The following is an 18,050-nucleotide window of genomic DNA, read 5'->3' as shown; positions in this document are numbered from 1 at the left end:
GGTAAGCTCCTGTCAATACTGTCACAAATCCCTGGCTCTGGGCCTGGGGTGCAAACCGATACGCCTCAATCGACAAATACCCGCGCATTGCGGAACAGGCGCATCCAACCGGAATCTTCCTGCCATTCATCCCGATGCCAGCTGTTACTGACCGTACGGGCAACGCGTTCCGGATGTGGCATCATAATGGTGACGCGACCATCCTCTGAACACAGGGCGGTAATACCATTGACCGAGCCATTGGGGTTGGCCGGATAAGTCTGGGCAATCTCGCCGTTGTTATTCAGGTAACGCATGGCGATGGTGTCGGAAGCTTCACACAGTTCCAGCGCCTGCTGGTTGGCAAATTCCACACGGCCTTCGCCGTGGGCAACAGCTACCGGCATGTAAGTGCCCGCCATGCCTTTAAACAGTACTGAAGGAGAGTCTTCAATTCCCACCAGGGCAAAGCGCGCCTCATACTGCTCGGACAGGTTGCGTACAAAGCGCGGCCAGTGGCCTGCTCCGGGGATCAATGCCTTGATCACGGAGAACATCTGGCAGCCGTTACACACCCCCAGGCCGAAGGTATCCGTGCGGTTGAAAAAACCTGCAAACTGGTCGCGGGCACGGTCGTTAAACAGGATGGTTTTGCCCCAGCCCTCACCGGCACCGAGTACGTCACCGTAAGAGAACCCACCACAGCCCACCAGGCCCTTGAACGCATCCAGCGCTACACGACCAGAGAGGATGTCGCTCATATGCACATCGACCGCACTGAAGCCGGCGCGGTGGAAAGCGTGCGCCATCTCCACCTGGCTGTTTACCCCCTGCTCGCGCAGTATTGCGACTTTCGGGCGAACACCTTTGGCTATATAAGGCGCGCTGATATCTTCGTTGATATCAAAGGTAAGATTGACTGACAGGCCCGGATCTTGCTGGGTAATTGCGGCAAATTCCTGCTCAGCGCAGTGGGCGTTATCACGCAGGGACTGGATACGGAAACTGGTTTCCGACCAGATCTGTTGCAGCTCGGCACGGGCGCGCCTGAAGATTTCAACCCCGTTATTGGTGATACACAGGTGCTCGCTGTGATTCAGGTAACCGATCTGGTGGGCGGGCACACCGACAGCGGCAAAGCGCTGCACCAGCATATCCGCCTCACAGGCGGGAACCTGTAACACGGCACCCAGCTCTTCACTGAACAGTGCGGCTACCGGATCTTCACCCAGTTCGTAGATTTCCACATCCATACCCACCCGGCCGGCAAAGCCCATTTCCGCCAGGGTGGTGAAAAGACCCCCATCGGCGCGGTCGTGGTAGGCCATGATCAGGCCTTCCTGCAGAGCCTGCTGTACCACCTCGAAGAAACTTTTCAGTTTTCCGGCGTCGTCCAGATCGGCAGGTTCGTCACCCAGTTCGTTATAGACCTGCGCCAGGCAGGAGCCGCCCAGGCGGTTTTTACCCGCCCCCAGGTCGATCAACAGTAGCTCGCTATCGCCCTTGTCAGTGCGCAGCTGTGGCGTCACCGTTTTGCGCACATCGGTCACCGGGGTAAAGGCGGAGATTACCAGAGACAGCGGTGCAGTCACCGCTTTCTGCTCGCCTTCGTCCTCCCAGGCGGTGCGCATGGACATGGAATCCTTGCCCACCGGAATGGTAATGCCCAGCACCGGGCACAGCTCCATGCCCACCGCCTCCACGGTGCGGTAGAGTTTTTCCTCTTCGCCCGGGTGGCCCGCGGCACACATCCAGTTGGCGGAGAGTTTGATATCGGAGAGCTGCCTCACCGGGGTACAGGCGATATTGGTGATCGCTTCCCCCACCGCCAGGCGACCGGAAGCGGGGGCATCCAACAGGGCCACAGGTGTGCGCTCCCCCATGGACATGGCCTCACCGGCATAGCTGTCGTAGGCGACGGTGGTCACGGCACAATCCGCTACCGGCACCTGCCAGGGGCCGACCATCTGATCGCGGGATACCTGGCCGGTGACAGAGCGGTCGCCAATGGTGATCAGAAAACTCTTGCTCGCCACAGTGGGCAGGCGCAGCACCCGTTCGGCGGCTGTCTTGAGGTCGATATCCGCAGTGGAAAACGCCCTGGTGTCAACCGCATGTGTTTCCGCCTTGCGGTGCATGCGCGGCGGTTTGCCGAACAGCACAGACATCGGCAGGTCCACCGGCCTGGACTCAAACCTGGTGTCGTTCAGCAGCAGGTGCTTGTCTGCAGTCGCCTCACCCACAACGGCAAAAGGTGCGCGTTCGCGCACACAGATTTCTTTAAAGCACAGCAGGTCTTCCGGCATCACAGCCAGTACATAGCGCTCCTGGGACTCATTGCACCAGATTTCCAGCGGGCTCATGCCCGGCTCATCACAAGGAATCTTGCGCAACTCAAAATTACCGCCGGTGCCGCCGTCTTTAACCAGTTCGGGGAAGGCATTGGACAGGCCGCCCGCGCCCACATCGTGAATAAAAGCAATGGGATTTTTCTCACCCAACTGCCAGCACTGGTCGATCACCTCCTGGCAGCGGCGCTCGATTTCTGGGTTTTGACGCTGTACAGAAGCAAAATCCAGATCCTCGGAGCTGGAACCACTGGCCATACTGGAGGCGGCACCGCCACCGAGGCCGATCAACATGGCCGGACCACCCAGCACAACCAGCTTGGCACCTGGGGAAAACTCGGGCTTGTCGATATGCTCTGCGCGGATATTCCCGTAGCCACCGGCGAGCATAATCGGCTTGTGGTAGCCGCGGCGCTCACCGCCAAAGTGCTCCTCAAAGGTGCGGAAGTAACCACAGATATTTGGGCGTCCAAACTCGTTGTTGAACGCAGCGCCACCAATGGGGCCTTCGATCATAATATCCAGAGCGGTCACGATACGCTCGGGCTTGCCGTAATTGGATTCCCAGGGCTGCTCCCAACCGGGGATCTGCAGATTGGAAACTGTGAAGCCGGTCAGGCCCACTTTTGGCTTGGAGCCGCGACCCACCGCGCCCTCATCACGGATTTCCCCACCGGCACCGGTGCCGGCGCCGGGAAACGGCGCGATCGCAGTGGGATGGTTGTGGGTCTCCACCTTCATCAACAGATGGATGGCTTCGTGACTGAAGCTGTATTCCCTACTGACCGGGTCCGGGTAAAAGCGTCCGCCCACACTGCCAGTCACAACCGCGGCGTTGTCCGCATAGGCCGACAATACATTGTCACCGCCCTTTTGATAGGTGTTCTTGATCATGCCAAACAGGGAGTGCGGCATCTCCTCGCCGTCGATGGTCCAGGAGGCATTGAAGATCTTATGGCGGCAGTGCTCGGAGTTCGCCTGGGCAAACATCATCAACTCCACATCGGTGGGATTGCGCTCCAGCGTCTGGAAACTGGCGAGCAGGTAATCCATTTCGTCCTCGGCAAGGGCCAGACCCAGGGTGACGTTGGCATCCTCCAGCGCCTCGCGGCCACCATCGAGGATATCCACACCGCGTAGCGGACGGGGTGCCTCTTCTACAAACAGCTGCTCCGCCTGTTCAAAATCCGTAAACGCCACCTCAACCATGCGGTCGTACAATTGCGATGCCAGGGCCTGGCGTTCAGCTTCGGTTAATGCCACGCCGCTAAGGTAATAGGCGATCCCCCGCTCCAGGCGGTGGATTTTTGCCAGACCGGTATTGTGGGCGATATCGGTGGCCTTGGAGGACCAGGGGGAGATCGTGCCCAGGCGCGGCAGCACCAGGATCAACTCGCCAGTAGGTTCGCGCTTTTCCTCTGTCGGACCATACTGGAGCAGCCGCTCGAGCAGCGCGCTCTCCCTGTTATCCAGTGATTCACTATCGGCAAAGTGCACAAACTCGGCGTAGAGATCCTCAATCGTAGGTTGCAGTGCACGGAGCTGATTGAGCAGTTTTTTTCGGCGGAATGTCGACAGTGCGGGAGCACCACGCAGAACTAGCATGCGGGAGTTTGCCTCTTGTCTGTATGAGAAAAATAGCGTGAAAGAAAGAGCGCACAAGGCCCCGGAAATTTGAGAGGCGCAATTGTACCTGAAGCATCGCCGCTCCAACACACCTGTCCGACACCTGGAGACACATGAACTAATTCGCCATCAAGGTATTCAAAAGGTAGATAGCATTTTTCGCCAGAGTCTTCTTTTTTGCATCGGGGGCAAGCATTGCGTACACAAGTCTTCGCAGGCTTTCAAGCGCACAGATCACAGGGCTCAAAAGCCAAATTGGTCAGCCTGTCGCCAAATCATGTAAAATTGATGGCATGAGACAGCGTTGGCCACACAAGTCCTGGCCGCAACACTGGCATCAGATCCCGGGCATAACAGCGATAACACCAACGGACGAGCTAGAGGGGACAGCCTATGATGATGACAAGCCGCCTGCTGCGCTATGTCCGCCGCCTGTTGAAAGGGCTGGCCCTCTTTTGCTGTGCCGCACTGCTGGTCGCCAGCAAGGCGCCGGATACCCTGGAGCGCATCCGGACCTCAGGGGAGCTGGTTGTGCTTTCCCAGAACGGGCCCACCACCTATTACGAGGATGCCTCCGGCAACCCCACCGGTTTTGAGCACGGCATGCTGCGCGCTTTTGCCGAGGAAATCGGTGTCAAGCTGGTCATCCGCGATGTACACGACCTGGACGAGTTGTTCGAGCGCCTGCGCGATCCCGCCGAGGGCGCCCACTTTGCCGCCGCCGGCCTCACCGTGACTCCCCAGCGCCGCGAACAGGTACGCTTCTCCCCGTCCTATTTTGAGATCCGCCAACAGATTATTTACCGCGTGGGCGAGGCGCGTCCGCGCAAAATCAGCGACCTCGCTGACAAGACTGTCGCGGTGATCGCCGGCAGTGCCCACGCGGAGGAATTGAACAAGCTCTCCAAGCGTTATCCAGAGCTGCACTGGGAGGCCATCTCCGATGTGGACACCATGGAACTGGTGGAAATGGTTCAGCAGGGCAAGTACAACTACGCCGTAGTGGATTCCAACGCCTACGCGGTGCACCGCGGCCTCTACCCGAATACCGCGGTCGCGTTCAATCTCACCCAGTTCCAACCGGTGGCCTGGGCGTTTCCCAAGAGCAGCGACGACAGCCTGTATCACCTCGCGCGCCTGTTTATGCTGCGCGCCAATACCAATGGCATGGTTGCACAACTGCGCGAGGAATTCTTCGGGCACGTCAGCGGCTTGAATGTCGGCGGCGCCCAGGCATTCGCCAGGCGCAGCCGCGAGCGCCTGCCCCAGTGGCAGGGCACCATGCAGAAAGTTGCCGATCAGTACCAGTTGGACTGGCATCTGCTGGCGGCACTCAGTTACCAGGAGTCCTACTGGAACCCCCGTGCCCGTTCCCGCACCGGTGTGCGTGGACTGATGATGCTGACCCTGGATACGGCAAAGGAACTGGGGGTCAACCGCCTCAATCCGGCGGAGAGTATTGAAGGTGGCGCCCGCTATATCGTACAGATCCGCAACAAGCTGCCAGAACGTATTCGTGAACCCGATAGAACCTGGATGGCACTGGCGGCCTATAACGTTGGCTACGGCCACCTGGAAGATGCCCGTGTGCTCACCGAGCGCATGGGCGGCAACCCGGACCGCTGGCCCGATGTGCGCGATCACCTGCCCCTGCTGGCCAAGCGCCAGTACTACAAAACCACCAGGCACGGCTATGCCCGGGGCTGGGAGCCGGTGACCTATGTACAGAATATCCGCCACTACCAGGCACTGCTGAACTGGAGCAGCCGTATCGAGGAGCAGCGCCTGGCGGCCGCTGGCGATGAAAACCCCACGGTGCTCGCCGATGGCAGCGCGGTAGAGGCCGAGAGCGGTACAGCCCCGGCACTCTAGCCTACATCGACAGATTCCCGCCAGGCCTGCGGCAGTGCGGTTAAATCCCCGGGCTCATCGATATCCGTCAGTGCCTCCAGGCGCTGGCAGTGCATTCCACACTCCCACAATCGGTCCAGCGTCTGCTGCGCCACCTCTGCGGTACTCCAGTGGATGTCTTCAAACAGCCGCGCCTGTACCTCTTTGAGTCCCAGTAATGCGTAACCGCCATCTTTTGCCGGGTACATTACCGCATCGGATCTCTGCAGGACCTCCGCCGCGGTATGCAGACGCTGCGCGGTGAGTGCCGGGCAGTCGGTGCCCAGCAGCAAAAGCCCCTGCCCCAGCGCCCGCGCGTTTCTGCTGGCATGCCACAGGCGCTGGCCGAGATCCCCCTGCGACTGCCCGTAAAGACTGATACCGGGCGACAGCGGGAAATCCCGCCAGTAGGCGTGCGAGGGGTCCGGCACCACATGCAATTCCACAGGCCCCAGGTCCGCCCGCACACAGGCTTCCAGAGTATGGTGCAGCAGTCTCTCCGCCAGTGCAGCAGCACCGCGCTCACCCAGTGCGGGAATCAAACGGGTTTTGGCATAGCCGCTTAATGGCGCCTTGGCCATCACAACCAGGCGCAGTGTGTGGTGGGTAACACTACTCATAACGCTTCGCCAAAGAGGCCGCAGGCACACCGCGCCAGTAGTCAAAGCGCAAACGCCACATCAGCAGCACAGTGCGCAGAACACCAAACTTCTGCCAGCGACGCCCGGAGGTGGTGCTGCGCTGGTGCAGACAAAACGGCCGCGCCACCTTCAGCAGCCGCCGGCTCAATTCGATATCCTCCATCAGAGGCTGCCGGGCATAGCTGCCCAGGCGCTCGAACAGTGCGCGGCGTACAAAGATTGCCTGATCGCCTGTGGCAATGCCGCTCAGACGCGAACGCCAGTTGATCAAGGTGGCAATCAAGGGAAACCAGACACTGTCGCCGCGAATACGGATATCGAAGCGCCCCCACTGTGCCCCCTGTAGCGCAGCCGCAGCAATCGCATCCAGAGCCCCCCGGGGCAAACGGGTATCCGCGTGCAGAAACAGCAGCCAGTGCCCGCATGCCGCAGCCGCACCGGCGTTCATCTGTGCGGCCCGGCCGCGCTCTGACACAATTACCGGAAAGCCCGCGGCAGTGGCAATCTCCACACTGTTGTCGCTACTGCCGCCATCGACCAGAATAATTTCGCAACTGCCGGGGGTTTGCAGCTCCCGCAACTGCACCGCGAGTTCCGGCAGCTGCTCCCGTTCATTCAGCAGCGGAACAACAACACTGTACTGCACTAACCCCGCCTCCACCGGTGAAACAGTTTCAGCCAGCGCAACGCCCACTCCGGGGCATGCGCCCGTTTCCAGTTCCCGGCGACAAATTTATTCGCCTCTGCCATCGTGGGGTAGGTATGAATAGTGGATAAAATTTTGTTCAGGCCCAGTCCATGCTTCATCGCAATAATAAACTCCGCGATCAGCTCCGCCGCATTTTCGCCCACAATGGAAACGCCGAGAATTGTATCCTTGCCCGGTACCGTGAGTACTTTCACAAAGCCCTGTGCGGCACCGTCGACTATGGCGCGATCCAGGTCGTCGAGAGCGTAGCGGGTAACCTCATAGGCGATACCCTGTTCACTGGCCATGCCCTCGCTGAGCCCCACACTGGCCACCTCCGGATCGATGAAGGTTGCACGGGGAACCAGGGAGTAATCCACCGGGAATTTTTTTATATCCCCAAAGAGGCCATTCACGGCGGCATACCAGGCCTGGTGCGAGGCCATATGGGTAAACTGGTAGGGACCCACAACATCGCCGGCGGCGAGAATATGGGGATAGCGGGTACGCAGGTAGGCATCCGCCTCCAACTTACCGCCCTGCACCAGGCCCAATGACTCAAGCCCAAATCCCTGGGTCCGGGCACGCCTGCCCAGAGCCAGGATCACCTCGTCAAATGTGACCTGTGTTTCACCCTCTGCATTGCGCAGACGCAGGGCGCCGCCTATGCGGTTTGGCTTACCGATAAAAGCCAGGGCCTCGTGCCCGGTGAGCAGGTTTACGCCCTCGGACTCAAGGGCGCGTGAAAGGGCTTCGGATACCTCCTGATCCTCTCGTGGCAGCAGGCGGCTCTCTTTCTCCACCAGTGTGACATCCGATCCCAGTCTCACAAATGCCTGGGCCAACTCGCAGCCAATGCTGCCCCCACCCAGCAGCAACAGCCTGCGCGGCACCTGGTCCAGCTTTGCGCACCGGTCCCAAAGGGTTTCACTGGTCAGGTAGTGCACATTTTCCAGACCGGGCAATGGCGGCACTATGGGTTCGGCACCGGTAGCGAGTACAATTGCCCGTGCGCTGAGCGTTCGCTCCCCGCCGCTGTTCAGCGCAATGGTGACTGTCCAGGGATCCACAAGGCGCGCCTGCCCCTGGACAACCTCCACCCCCAACTCGGTGTATCGCTCCACACTGTCGTGAGGGGCAATCCGCTCAATAGAGGCGCGCACATGGCGCATAACGCCGGGAAAGTCGACTCCCGGCTCGGCGACACAGATCCCGAATTGATCGGCCCGGCGCGTCCAGTGGGCGATACGGGCACACTGGATAAGCGCCTTGCTGGGCACACAGCCGGTATTCAGGCAGTCACCCCCCATATTCCCCGCTTCTATTAAAGTCACTTCGGCCTTTACCGCAGCCGAGATATAGGCGCTAACCAGCCCCGCAGCACCGGCACCAATAACAATTAGATTGCGGTCGAATTTCTTGGGTTTACTCATTGCAAAGACTCATTTGGCAGCGCGGCGGCGCTTCACCCAGTTGAGGATATATTTTGCCAGCAGTGGAAATACCCCCAGCAGGGCAAAGGACAGCAACAGTGCCGGGGAGGCAATATCCTTCAGGTTATCAATCCTTGCCAACTGGGTACCTGCATTCACATAGACAATAGTGGCGGCCAGCATGCCCAGCTGGCTCACCCAGTAAAAGGTCCATACCCGGATATGGGTAAGGCCCATCAGGATATTGATCAGGACAAAGGGGAAAACCGGTACCAGGCGCAGCGCGAACAGGTAAAAAGCCCCTTCGCGCTCTATACCCTCATTCACCATTTTCAGCCGCATGGCAAAACGCTCCTGCACATAGTCACGCAGCAGATAACGGGCCACCAGGAAAGCCAGGGTTGCGCCGATACTGGAAGAGAAAGAAACAATGATCGTGCCCCAATACAAACCGAATACCGCGCCCGCGGCAATGGTGAGAATGGCAGCGCCGGGGAGAGACAAACCGGTTACCAGAATATAAAACAGCGCAAACAGTAGCCCCACCAGCAGTGGCGAGGCGTCTTTCCACTGCATGAATTTATCCGTTCCCTCCTGCAGCTTATCCAGCATCAGCCACTGGTCCAGATCGAACGCATAAAAGGCAATCACCAGCACCAGTATCGCAGACACCAGCAGGATTCTTTTGCCCATAACCCTTCGCTCCTCTGTTCAGGGTTCGATTTCCCTGTCTCTTTCAGTTTCCGCAAGCCCCCTAGAGGGCACCACCACAACTGCTGCCCTGCCCCGCCGTGCAACCGTAACAGTGATCGGCCACACAAATGGAAAGATCCTGCAAATCGTGCCTGAGCAAATCGCGCAGGTGTAAACGGCCCGGTACCGGGATATTCAATTGCTGGTTAAAATCGCAGTCGTATAAATTGCCCTGCCAATCGACGCTGACCAGGGTGCGACACATAACGCCCTCGAGGTTGGCGGAACTGTAACTGTCCTTGAGCAGCGCCATATACTTCTGAAACTGGCCCTTGGACACCAGCATAGAGCCAAAACGCTTGATCGGCATATTGGCCAGGGCAAACAGGTTGTTAAACGCGATATCAAAATGCGCGGCCAGTTCCCTGCGGTAGTCCGCTTCCAGGGCGGTCTGTTCCGGAGGCAAAGAGGCTCCCTGCGGGTTGTAAACCAGATTGAGCCGCAGGCCGGTTTCCGGCTTGCCGTACCCCAGTGCATTCAGTTGCTGCAATGCGCGAATGCTTTTATCGAAAACCCCCTTGCCCCGTTGCTTATCCACATTCTCCATGGAGTAGCACGGCAGTGAAGCGACCACCTCCACCTGGTGTTGCGCGAGAAATTCTGCGGTATCCTCCTGACCCGGCTCGAACAGCACCGTGAGGTTACAGCGGTCTATCACCTGTACATCCTGCCCGCGGGCAGCCTGCACCAGTGGCCTGAAGCCCCGGTGCAGCTCCGGCGCGCCACCGGTGATATCCAGGGTGCTGACACCCCGCACTTGCATCACCTCCAGCAACAGGGCCAGGTTTTCTTCAGACATCATCTCTGTGCGCTTGGGGCCCGCATTCACATGACAGTGCACACAGCTCTGGTTGCAGCGATAACCGATATTCACCTGCAGGGTTTGTATTTTTTCGCGACGAATGGCCGGGAAATCCGATAATTCCAACAGCGGTAGTGTTTCGTGCATACGCCTCAGCGCTCCACTTCTTCAGGCACCGGTTCTGTCGGAGCAAGCAATGGCTTTATTACAGCGAGGGTGTCTTTGGGCAGAGCCTCCAGGGGCGTCACCAGACCACTTTCCAGCGCGGAGTGTGCAAAAGAGTGTGGCTGTTCCTCACCCAGCAGGCGGATCGCCTCTGCAGCGATCTGCTGGGCACGGGCGGCATTTTGCTGCAGATTGGCAATGGCCACCGCTGCAGTTACCGCTGCTTCACGGGGATGCCAGCAATCATAGTCGGTGGCCATGGCCAGGGTGGCATAGGCAATCTGCGCCTCTCTTGCCAGCTTCGCCTCCGGCATATTGGTCATACCGATCACGGAGGCCCCCATACTGCGATACCAATGGGATTCCGCGCGGCTGGAGAATTGGGGACCCTCGATACAGACATAGCTGCCCTGTCTGTGCAGGCGGATGGGCTGATCCGCCTGCGTGCGCTCAAAAGCTTGTGCCAGACAGCGTGCCACTGACGGGCACACCGGGTCCGCCATGGCGACATGGGCCACGGCACCACCACCGAAAAAGGTGCTGTCACGCTTGCGCGTCATATCGATAAACTGATCCGGAATCAGCATATCCAGCGGTCGCACTTCCTCGCGCAGGGAGCCCACAGCGGAGAGCGACAGGATATAGCGCACACCCAACTGGCGCAGGGCGTGAATATTGGCCCTGTAGGGCACTTCGCCGGGGATCAGGCGGTGGCCGCGCCCATGGCGGGCCAGGAAGGCAACGGGGATGCCCTGTAGTTTTCCCCAGACAATCGTGTCCGAAGGCGCGCCGAAAGGGGTATCTATCCGCAGCGCCTCTACCTCACTCAGCCCCGGCATCTCGTAAAGACCGCTGCCCCCGATAACGCCAATCAGTGCTCTGGCCATATCCGCTCCTAAACAGTTGGTTTTTCCGCAGTATAGGAGTAGCCGCACGCCGTGTATATCACTGACAGGTAAACAAAAATCAGGCCCTCACAGATATCTGGCAAGGTGGCAATCCTGGGGATCAAGGTGTTGGGCTACCCAATCCTTCCCAATGAGGACACTCAAGAAGCCAGAGCCAATCAGATAATTATCTATTGTATACAGACTGATGCATCAGCTATATTTACCCGGATAAAAATATTTAGCCTGGGTAAATATGGAGAAATACGATGGCCACCGACTATATCGCTATCGACCAGCTAAGGGTCATCGCGCGGGGAACACTGGAGGCGATTGCGCACCAAGTAAAAGACATGGGGGCGGCTCATGAACCCATTGTCTTTGAATCTGAAAGTTGTAAACGGGTTGAGGTGGATTGGCACGGTGATACAGAGGAAGTACTGGCCAGGCTAACAGCTGATACGCACACCCCAAAAACCAGGCGCGGACGGCCCAAATTAGGGGTTATCCCCAAAGAGGTTACACTGCTTCCCCGCCATTGGGAGTGGCTGGGCCAGCAGCCCGGCGGTGCCTCTGTCACTCTTCGCAGGCTGGTGGAGCAGGCGCAAAAACAGGTTTCCCTCGAAGAACGTATCACCACAAAACAACAACAACTGGATGGATTGATGCTGTTGGTTGCAGGAGATGCTCCTGGCTTCGAGGAGGCCAGCCGCGCCCTGGTCAGAAACAGCAAAATCAGTTTTGAAAAAGCCATCCATTCCTGGCCGGATGACCTCAAACAGATTTTGCTAGCCAAATTTAACGAAATCGCGGAAATGCACAGCGGTAATTTATAAAACAGATTTACCATGACTCAACAACCCGGCAATATTTTTGTGAGCGGTGCCTTGCTGCCGGTTTTCTTCCAGACGGCTGCGTCTGGCTTAAAGCGATAGGCTCAATGACCATGCACCCGAAAGACATTGGTAGAGCGTACGACAAAATTACCCACCTTTGGGAGAACGGGAACTTCAATAGGAAAAATGGAATCGATGCGCATAAAAGAGCCTTGGCATTCGTCAACAATAAGGGCAAAGCCCTTGACGTTGGCTGCGGCTCTACTGGCCGATTCATTGATCTTCTGTTAAGTGAGGGGTTTACGCCAGAGGGCGTCGATGTCTCTGCGGAAATGATTCGCTTGGCCAGGCGTCGCCATCCGGGAGTGGTTTTTCATCACCGGGATATCTGTGAATGGTGTATAGAAGACAAATATGACTTTATCACGGCCTGGGATAGTATTTGGCACATCCCCCTGCAACAGCAGGCAACTGTTTTGGCTAAACTGGTTTTCAGCCTGAACAAAGGTGGCGTGCTGATTTTCACTTTCGGCGGTACAGATGAGAAAAGTGACCACACCGATGACTCTATGGGACCAGAAGTTTACTACGCGACCCTGGGAACAAATGGCTTCCTTACAGTATTAATCAGCCTGGGTTGCCTCTGCAGGCACCTGGAGTACAGCCAGCATCCTGAATCACACACCTACCTGATTGTGCAAAAAGCCTAGGCGGGTAAAAGTGGGTCGGCCTACGGCGATTCTCTAAAACACCCCCTGGATTGCCCGGAAATGGATTGCTGATACCCAGATGTATGGCAAAGGGACTCTCCAGCCAGTAGAAAACTGCATTAAGTGTCGCCTAAAACTTCTACTCGATTGAATTCCTTGCAAAAAGCGCATACCGTAGGCCTGCTACTCTAGCGCCCAGCCGCCTCAATGGCGCAAGGCCTCAACGGTACAAGAAAAGAAGAATAAATAAGCAATACCGCAACCATCATGCTTCTCCCCGCGAGGCACCCCATATCGGGGGCGTCCGCAGGTATTCTAGACACAAATAAACGAACAAAGAAGGACCGCATCATGACCGCGTAAATGAGAGAAAAACGCCACCCCCCGGTGCAGGAACACCGAGGAATGGCTAACCCCAATAGATAAATAACCTATCTAGCGAGGCTGTCTTGAATGATACGCCATACACTCGTTCGTCTTCAATAAAGGTCTCCCTGAAGGCGCATTTTCCGAGTCACTCCGGCACCTGGCGGCGGAGTGTGCTGTGGCGTTGCGTGATGATTGGTGTGGTCTTTTACTTCAGCCGCGCACCGCCTCCCTGGTTGCGCACCCTGCAATTTTCCCTTTACTTTTTTCCCACAAGGATCACGCCTGCGGCGAGAGAAACAGCGCTATGGGCTTTTGCCCGGCGTTTCTGTCACAGGCAACATAAGGAGCCTATTCAAGATGCCTATATTACCCTGTCGATTATTTCAGCCAGTGGAGCTGGGGGATTATTTTACCTTTACACTGGTCGCCATCAAAGAGAACGCGGTTGACCTGCATATTGCGCCCGGCAGGGGCAACCGGGTGATGCGCGCCGTGCGCCTCCTGCAATGGTTGGATGAGACCTGGGGGCTGGACGAAGCCCCTGCACTGGAGGAGGGCCCAATCGATCAGCCTCCAGCCATCATCAGGCCATTCAAACCGCCACCCAATAAAAAGACGTAGCGTTGCAAGGCGCAGCGGGCGCCCCAAAGGTCTGTGCGGTCTCAAGAAGCCCCACCAGCGCTTACCTTCTCGTACTATCCCTGCGGGGCGGTAAGCGCGATGGTGCATGTTCTTCGACTCTTCAGCACCCCACCTGGTATAAGCAGCCCGGCATTTTTTAATAGAAGGCCCTGCCGCATAGAGAGACAGACCGCCGAATCCGATTCAAAACCGAAACCTGACACTGTCACAACTGACGATCCACTGCCCAGATCGCCGGGAGAAATCTATACGGCCATATGACTGAGAGGGCGTTTTATACCCTTGCTCAGGCAGATCCTGAAGACCGCCACAGGCAGCCCAGCAGCGAATGAGAAATTAACGGGATTTAAACAGTAAAATTCTTCCATTCCCTGAATCAGTAATAAATAACGTATGCTTATAAGCAAAAATTCCAGTCGGTGATTTGAAGATGGGCCCCTGTGAATACAGGAGTGTAACCAGCATCCGGCTGCCTTTGTCAGGCCCGATTGAATAAAGCGCTTATCCTCCGGTTCCGGTGACTTCGCAAAAAAAAGCCGCTTCGGATGAAACGGCTTTTTCGCTGGTGGGGAATTACCCGGTGGTTATTACCAGCCAGCAATTTCCTTCAGAGCGCTGCCAATATCCGCCAGGGAGCGCACGGTTTTTACACCGGCATCTTCCAGAGCGGCAAACTTCTCATCCGCAGTGCCTTTGCCCCCGGAGATAATCGCACCGGCGTGGCCCATGCGCTTGCCCGGAGGCGCGGTTACCCCGGCGATGTAGGAAACCACCGGCTTGCTGACATTGTCCTTGATGTAAGCCGCCGCTTCCTCTTCAGCGGTGCCTCCGATCTCACCGATCATCACAATCGCTTCGGTCTGCGGGTCATTCTGGAACATCTCCAGGATGTCGATAAAGTTGGAGCCGGGGATGGGATCGCCGCCGATGCCCACACAGGTGGACTGGCCGAATCCGTAGTCGGTGGTTTGCTTGACCGCTTCATAGGTCAGGGTTCCGGAGCGGGAAACAATACCCACCTTGCCGGGCTTGTGGATATGGCCCGGCATAATGCCGATCTTGCACTCGCCCGGCGTGATGACACCCGGGCAGTTGGGGCCGATCAGGCGCACACCCAGCTCGTCGCACTTCACTTTGGCATCGAGCATATCCAGCGTCGGGATGCCTTCGGTGATACAGACAATCAGTTTGATTCCAGCGTTGGCGGCTTCCAGGATGGAATCCTTACAGAAAGGCGCAGGGACGTAGATCACGGAAGCTTCGGCACCGGTCTCTGCCACCGCTTCTTTCACGGTGTTGAATACCGGCAGGCCCAGGTGAGTCTGGCCACCCTTACCCGGAGTCACACCACCCACCATTTTGGTGCCGTACGCAATCGCCTGCTCGGAGTGGAAAGTCCCCTGGGAACCGGTGAAGCCCTGGCAGATGACTTTGGTATCTTTGTTAATCAGTACTGACATGATTATTTACCCTCCGCAGCGTTGACCACTTGTTGAGCCGCATCGGTCAGGCTGGTGGCCGCGATAATATTCAGGCCACTGTCGCTCAACACCTTGGCACCCAGGTCTGCGTTGTTCCCTTCCAAACGCACTACCACCGGTACCTGTACGCCGACTTCTTTCACTGCACCAACCACGCCTTCGGCGATCATGTCACAGCGAACGATACCGCCGAAGATATTGATCAGCACCGCTTTTACATTCTCGTCGGACAGAATGATCTTGAACGCCTCGACAACCCGCTCTTTGGTGGCACCACCGCCAACATCGAGGAAATTGGCCGGTCTGCCGCCGTACAGATTGACAATATCCATGGTGCCCATGGCCAGACCCGCACCGTTGACCATACAGCCGATATTGCCATCGAGGGCCACATAGTTCAGGTCCCACTTGGCCGCGTGCGCTTCACGTGGATCGTCCTGAGACGGATCGTGCATTTCGCGCAAATCCTCGTGGCGGTACAGGGCGTTTCCGTCGATCACCACCTTGGCGTCCAGGCAGTGCAGGTTGCCTTCGGTGATAATCACCAGCGGATTGATTTCCAGCAGGGCCAGATCTTTTTCCTGGAACATTTTCGCCAGACCCAGGAAAATCTTGGTGAACTGCTTGACCTGGGTCGGGTTCAGGCCCAGTTTAAAAGCCAGCTCCCGCGCCTGGTACGGCTGGGCGCCCACCAGCGGATCAATAGTTGCTTTCAGGATTTTTTCCGGAGTCTCTTCCGCGACCTTCTCAATTTCAACGCCGCCTTCGGTGGACGCCATAAAAACAATGCGCCGGGTGGAGCGATCCACAACAGCGCCCAGGTACAGTTCTTGATCGATATCGGTGCAGCTCTCAACCAGAATGCGGGATACCGGCTGGCCGTTTTCGTCCGTCTGGTAAGTGACCAGGCGTTTGCCCAGCCACTGTTGGGCAAACGCCTCGATTTCCGCCTTGGAGTCCACCAGCTTTACACCGCCCGCTTTGCCGCGGCCCCCCGCGTGTACCTGGGCCTTAACCACCCACTTATCACCGCCAATCTCGTCAGCCGCCGCTACAGCCGCTGCCGGGGTTTCCGCCGCAATGCCTTTGGAAACCGGCAATCCGTATGCCGCAAACAGTTGTTTGCCCTGATACTCATGCAAGTTCATAGTCAATACCAATTCACATTTCACATGTGTTTATTAATTGCAGATTACTCTGCACCTGAAGACAAAATTCAACCTTTACATCGCTGCAAATTTTGAATTCCGCAAATGAAACCGGGGCAGCCTCTTAACTTTTAATTGGCTGCCCCGCGATCGAACATTGCGCTTACTTGCGCCTTTTGCGGTTTACGGCGTGAATCGCATGGCCATTCACACCAAGGGCCGCTTCCTTCACGGCCTCGGAAAGGGTCGGGTGCGCAAATACGGTCATGCCGATATCCTCGGCACTGGAACCGAATTCCATCGCAATTGCCACCTGCTGCACCAGATCCGCAGCGGACGGGCCGACAATATGGGCACCCAATACGCGATCAGTTTCCCCGTGAGCGATGATTTTTACCAGGCCCTGAGCGTCATTGGCTGCCATGGCACGGCCGTTGATCACAAACGGGAAGCTGCCCACGTTGTAGGGTTCGCCATCGGCCTTCACCTGCTCTTCAGTACGGCCAACCGAGGCGATTTCCGGGTGGGTATAAATTACATTGGGGATCACATCATAGTTCATCATGGGCTTCTGGCCGGCGATGCGCTCGGCAACCACAACCCCTTCCTCAGAGGCCTTGTGTGCAAGCATGGGGCCGCGCACCACATCGCCAACCGCCCAGACGCCCGGTGCGGAAGTCATGCACAGATCGTTGACGTAGATAGATCCACGTTCGTCCATCTTTACACCGGCATCTTCGGCCAGCAGGCCTTCGGTATAGGGGCGACGACCGACGCAAACAATCAGTTTGTCGAAGGTTTCGCGGTGCTCCTTACCGTCTTTATCCTGGTAAGTAACAGTCACTGCACCGCCCTGCACCTCGGAGCCGGTAACACGGCAGGCAAGACGGATATCCAGGCCCTGCCGCTTGAGAATCTTGTGGGATTCTTTCGCAATCTGCTGGTCCATGATTGGCAGGAATGTGTCTAGCGCCTCCAGAACCACAACGTCGGAACCCAGACGGCTCCAGACGGAACCCAGCTCCAGACCGATCACACCGGAACCGATGACACCCAGGCGCTTGGGCACCTCAGTGAATTCCAAAGCGCCGGTGGAGTCGACTATGATTGTGTTGTCTACCGGGGCGGGCGGAATATTGACCGGTACAGAACCGGAAGCCAAAATGACGTTTTCGGCTTCGTAGACATTGGTGTTGCCTTCGTCGTCGGTCACTTCCACTTTTTTGTTGGCCAGCAGTTTACCGGTACCAAAGATAGAGGTCACCTTGTTGGCGGTAAACAGGCCGGCCACACCACCGGTCAGCTTTTTGACGATCTCTTCCTTGCGCTCGATCATCTTGCTGACATCCATCTCGACCTTGCCAACCGAAATGCCGTGCACACCGAGCGCATCCTTGGCCTCGTGATATTTCCACGAGCTGTCCAGCAGTGCCTTTGACGGGATACACCCCACATTCAGGCAGGTGCCCCCGTTTACGTTTTTCCCCTCCCTGTTCTTCCACTTCTCAATACAGGCGGTTTTCAGACCCAGTTGAGCGGCACGGATGGCAGCGACATAACCACCGGGACCAGAGCCAATTACGATTACGTCAAATTTTTCCGACATGATCAGTTCCAGATTTTTCTAATTTCAGTGTGATCGAGGGAAGCGC

The 18,050-nt window shown here is 57.2% G+C and carries 14 protein-coding genes; 4 read left to right on the top strand and 10 right to left on the bottom strand.

The window, feature by feature from the left end; translation table 11 throughout:
• Positions 1 to 65 precede the first annotated feature (65 nt).
• The gene (gene purL, locus M8T91_RS07750) at positions 66 to 3,932 is read right to left on the bottom strand and encodes a phosphoribosylformylglycinamidine synthase (RefSeq protein WP_301418440.1); all 3,867 of its coding nucleotides are present in this window, start codon (positions 3,930 to 3,932) and stop codon (positions 66 to 68) included.
• A 414-nt stretch (positions 3,933 to 4,346) separates the two neighbouring features.
• On the opposite strand from purL, the gene mltF reads away from it, so the two are divergent.
• Positions 4,347 to 5,825: a membrane-bound lytic murein transglycosylase MltF gene (gene mltF, locus M8T91_RS07745; RefSeq protein WP_301418438.1), complete on the top strand. Its 1,479-nt coding sequence runs from the start codon at positions 4,347 to 4,349 to the stop codon at positions 5,823 to 5,825.
• Here mltF and M8T91_RS07740 read toward each other — a convergent pair.
• The 6 genes from M8T91_RS07740 to mtnP all read right to left on the bottom strand — a co-directional run bounded on the left by M8T91_RS07740 (position 5,822) and on the right by mtnP (position 11,212).
• On the bottom strand, positions 5,822 to 6,463 hold the full coding sequence (locus tag M8T91_RS07740) for a TIGR04282 family arsenosugar biosynthesis glycosyltransferase (RefSeq protein WP_301418436.1): 642 nt from the start codon (positions 6,461 to 6,463) through the stop codon (positions 5,822 to 5,824). The two genes, mltF and M8T91_RS07740, sit on opposite strands and share 4 nt — an antisense overlap.
• Positions 6,456 to 7,130 carry a TIGR04283 family arsenosugar biosynthesis glycosyltransferase gene (locus M8T91_RS07735; RefSeq protein ID WP_301418434.1) on the bottom strand — a complete coding sequence of 225 codons (675 nt, stop codon included), beginning with the start codon at positions 7,128 to 7,130 and terminating at the stop codon, positions 6,456 to 6,458. The genes M8T91_RS07740 and M8T91_RS07735 overlap by 8 nt, the downstream gene beginning before the upstream one ends.
• Positions 7,130 to 8,605, bottom strand: coding sequence for a dihydrolipoyl dehydrogenase family protein (locus tag M8T91_RS07730; protein WP_301418432.1), 1,476 nt, complete (start codon positions 8,603 to 8,605; stop codon positions 7,130 to 7,132). The genes M8T91_RS07735 and M8T91_RS07730 overlap by 1 nt, the downstream gene beginning before the upstream one ends.
• Before the next feature lie 9 nt (positions 8,606 to 8,614).
• Positions 8,615 to 9,298: a TVP38/TMEM64 family protein gene (locus M8T91_RS07725; protein WP_301418430.1), complete on the bottom strand. Its 684-nt coding sequence runs from the start codon at positions 9,296 to 9,298 to the stop codon at positions 8,615 to 8,617.
• Positions 9,299 to 9,359: 61 nt separating this feature from the next.
• A complete protein-coding gene (gene arsS / locus M8T91_RS07720) occupies positions 9,360 to 10,307 on the bottom strand; it encodes an arsenosugar biosynthesis radical SAM (seleno)protein ArsS (RefSeq protein WP_301418428.1) in 948 nt (315 codons plus the stop codon).
• 5 nt (positions 10,308 to 10,312) lie between these two features.
• Complete coding sequence (mtnP, locus tag M8T91_RS07715) at positions 10,313 to 11,212, bottom strand: S-methyl-5'-thioadenosine phosphorylase (RefSeq protein ID WP_301418426.1); 900 nt, start codon at positions 11,210 to 11,212, stop codon at positions 10,313 to 10,315.
• Between the two features lie 269 nt (positions 11,213 to 11,481).
• Here mtnP and M8T91_RS07710 point away from each other — a divergent pair, with 269 nt between their 5' ends.
• From M8T91_RS07710 to M8T91_RS07700, 3 genes are all read left to right on the top strand, one after another.
• Complete coding sequence (locus M8T91_RS07710; RefSeq protein ID WP_301418424.1) at positions 11,482 to 12,048, top strand: DUF2239 family protein; 567 nt, start codon at positions 11,482 to 11,484, stop codon at positions 12,046 to 12,048.
• A 110-nt stretch (positions 12,049 to 12,158) separates the two neighbouring features.
• A complete protein-coding gene (locus tag M8T91_RS07705; protein WP_301418422.1) occupies positions 12,159 to 12,758 on the top strand; it encodes a class I SAM-dependent methyltransferase in 600 nt (199 codons plus the stop codon).
• Between the two features lie 726 nt (positions 12,759 to 13,484).
• Entirely contained in the window at positions 13,485 to 13,748 is a 264-nt protein-coding gene (locus tag M8T91_RS07700) for a hypothetical protein (RefSeq protein ID WP_301418420.1), read from the top strand.
• A 608-nt stretch (positions 13,749 to 14,356) separates the two neighbouring features.
• Here the strand turns inward: M8T91_RS07700 and sucD are convergent.
• The 3 genes from sucD to lpdA all read right to left on the bottom strand — a co-directional run bounded on the left by sucD (position 14,357) and on the right by lpdA (position 18,004).
• Positions 14,357 to 15,229 carry a succinate--CoA ligase subunit alpha gene (gene sucD, locus M8T91_RS07695; RefSeq protein WP_301418418.1) on the bottom strand — a complete coding sequence of 291 codons (873 nt, stop codon included), beginning with the start codon at positions 15,227 to 15,229 and terminating at the stop codon, positions 14,357 to 14,359.
• A gap of 2 nt (positions 15,230 to 15,231) precedes the next feature.
• Positions 15,232 to 16,398 (bottom strand): ADP-forming succinate--CoA ligase subunit beta, encoded by a 1,167-nt coding sequence (gene sucC / locus M8T91_RS07690; RefSeq protein ID WP_301418416.1) that lies wholly within the window; start codon positions 16,396 to 16,398, stop codon positions 15,232 to 15,234.
• A 163-nt stretch (positions 16,399 to 16,561) separates the two neighbouring features.
• Positions 16,562 to 18,004, bottom strand: a complete 1,443-nt coding sequence (gene lpdA, locus M8T91_RS07685) for a dihydrolipoyl dehydrogenase (protein WP_301418414.1) — start codon at positions 18,002 to 18,004, stop codon at positions 16,562 to 16,564.
• Between the last annotated feature and the right edge of the window lie 46 nt (positions 18,005 to 18,050).

Source organism: Microbulbifer sp. MI-G, assembly GCF_030440425.1.
Classification (GTDB): Bacteria; Pseudomonadota; Gammaproteobacteria; order Pseudomonadales; family Cellvibrionaceae; genus Microbulbifer; species Microbulbifer spongiae.
The sequence above is the reverse complement of the archived record's forward strand: the minus strand, read 5'-3'. Positions and strand labels throughout refer to the sequence as shown.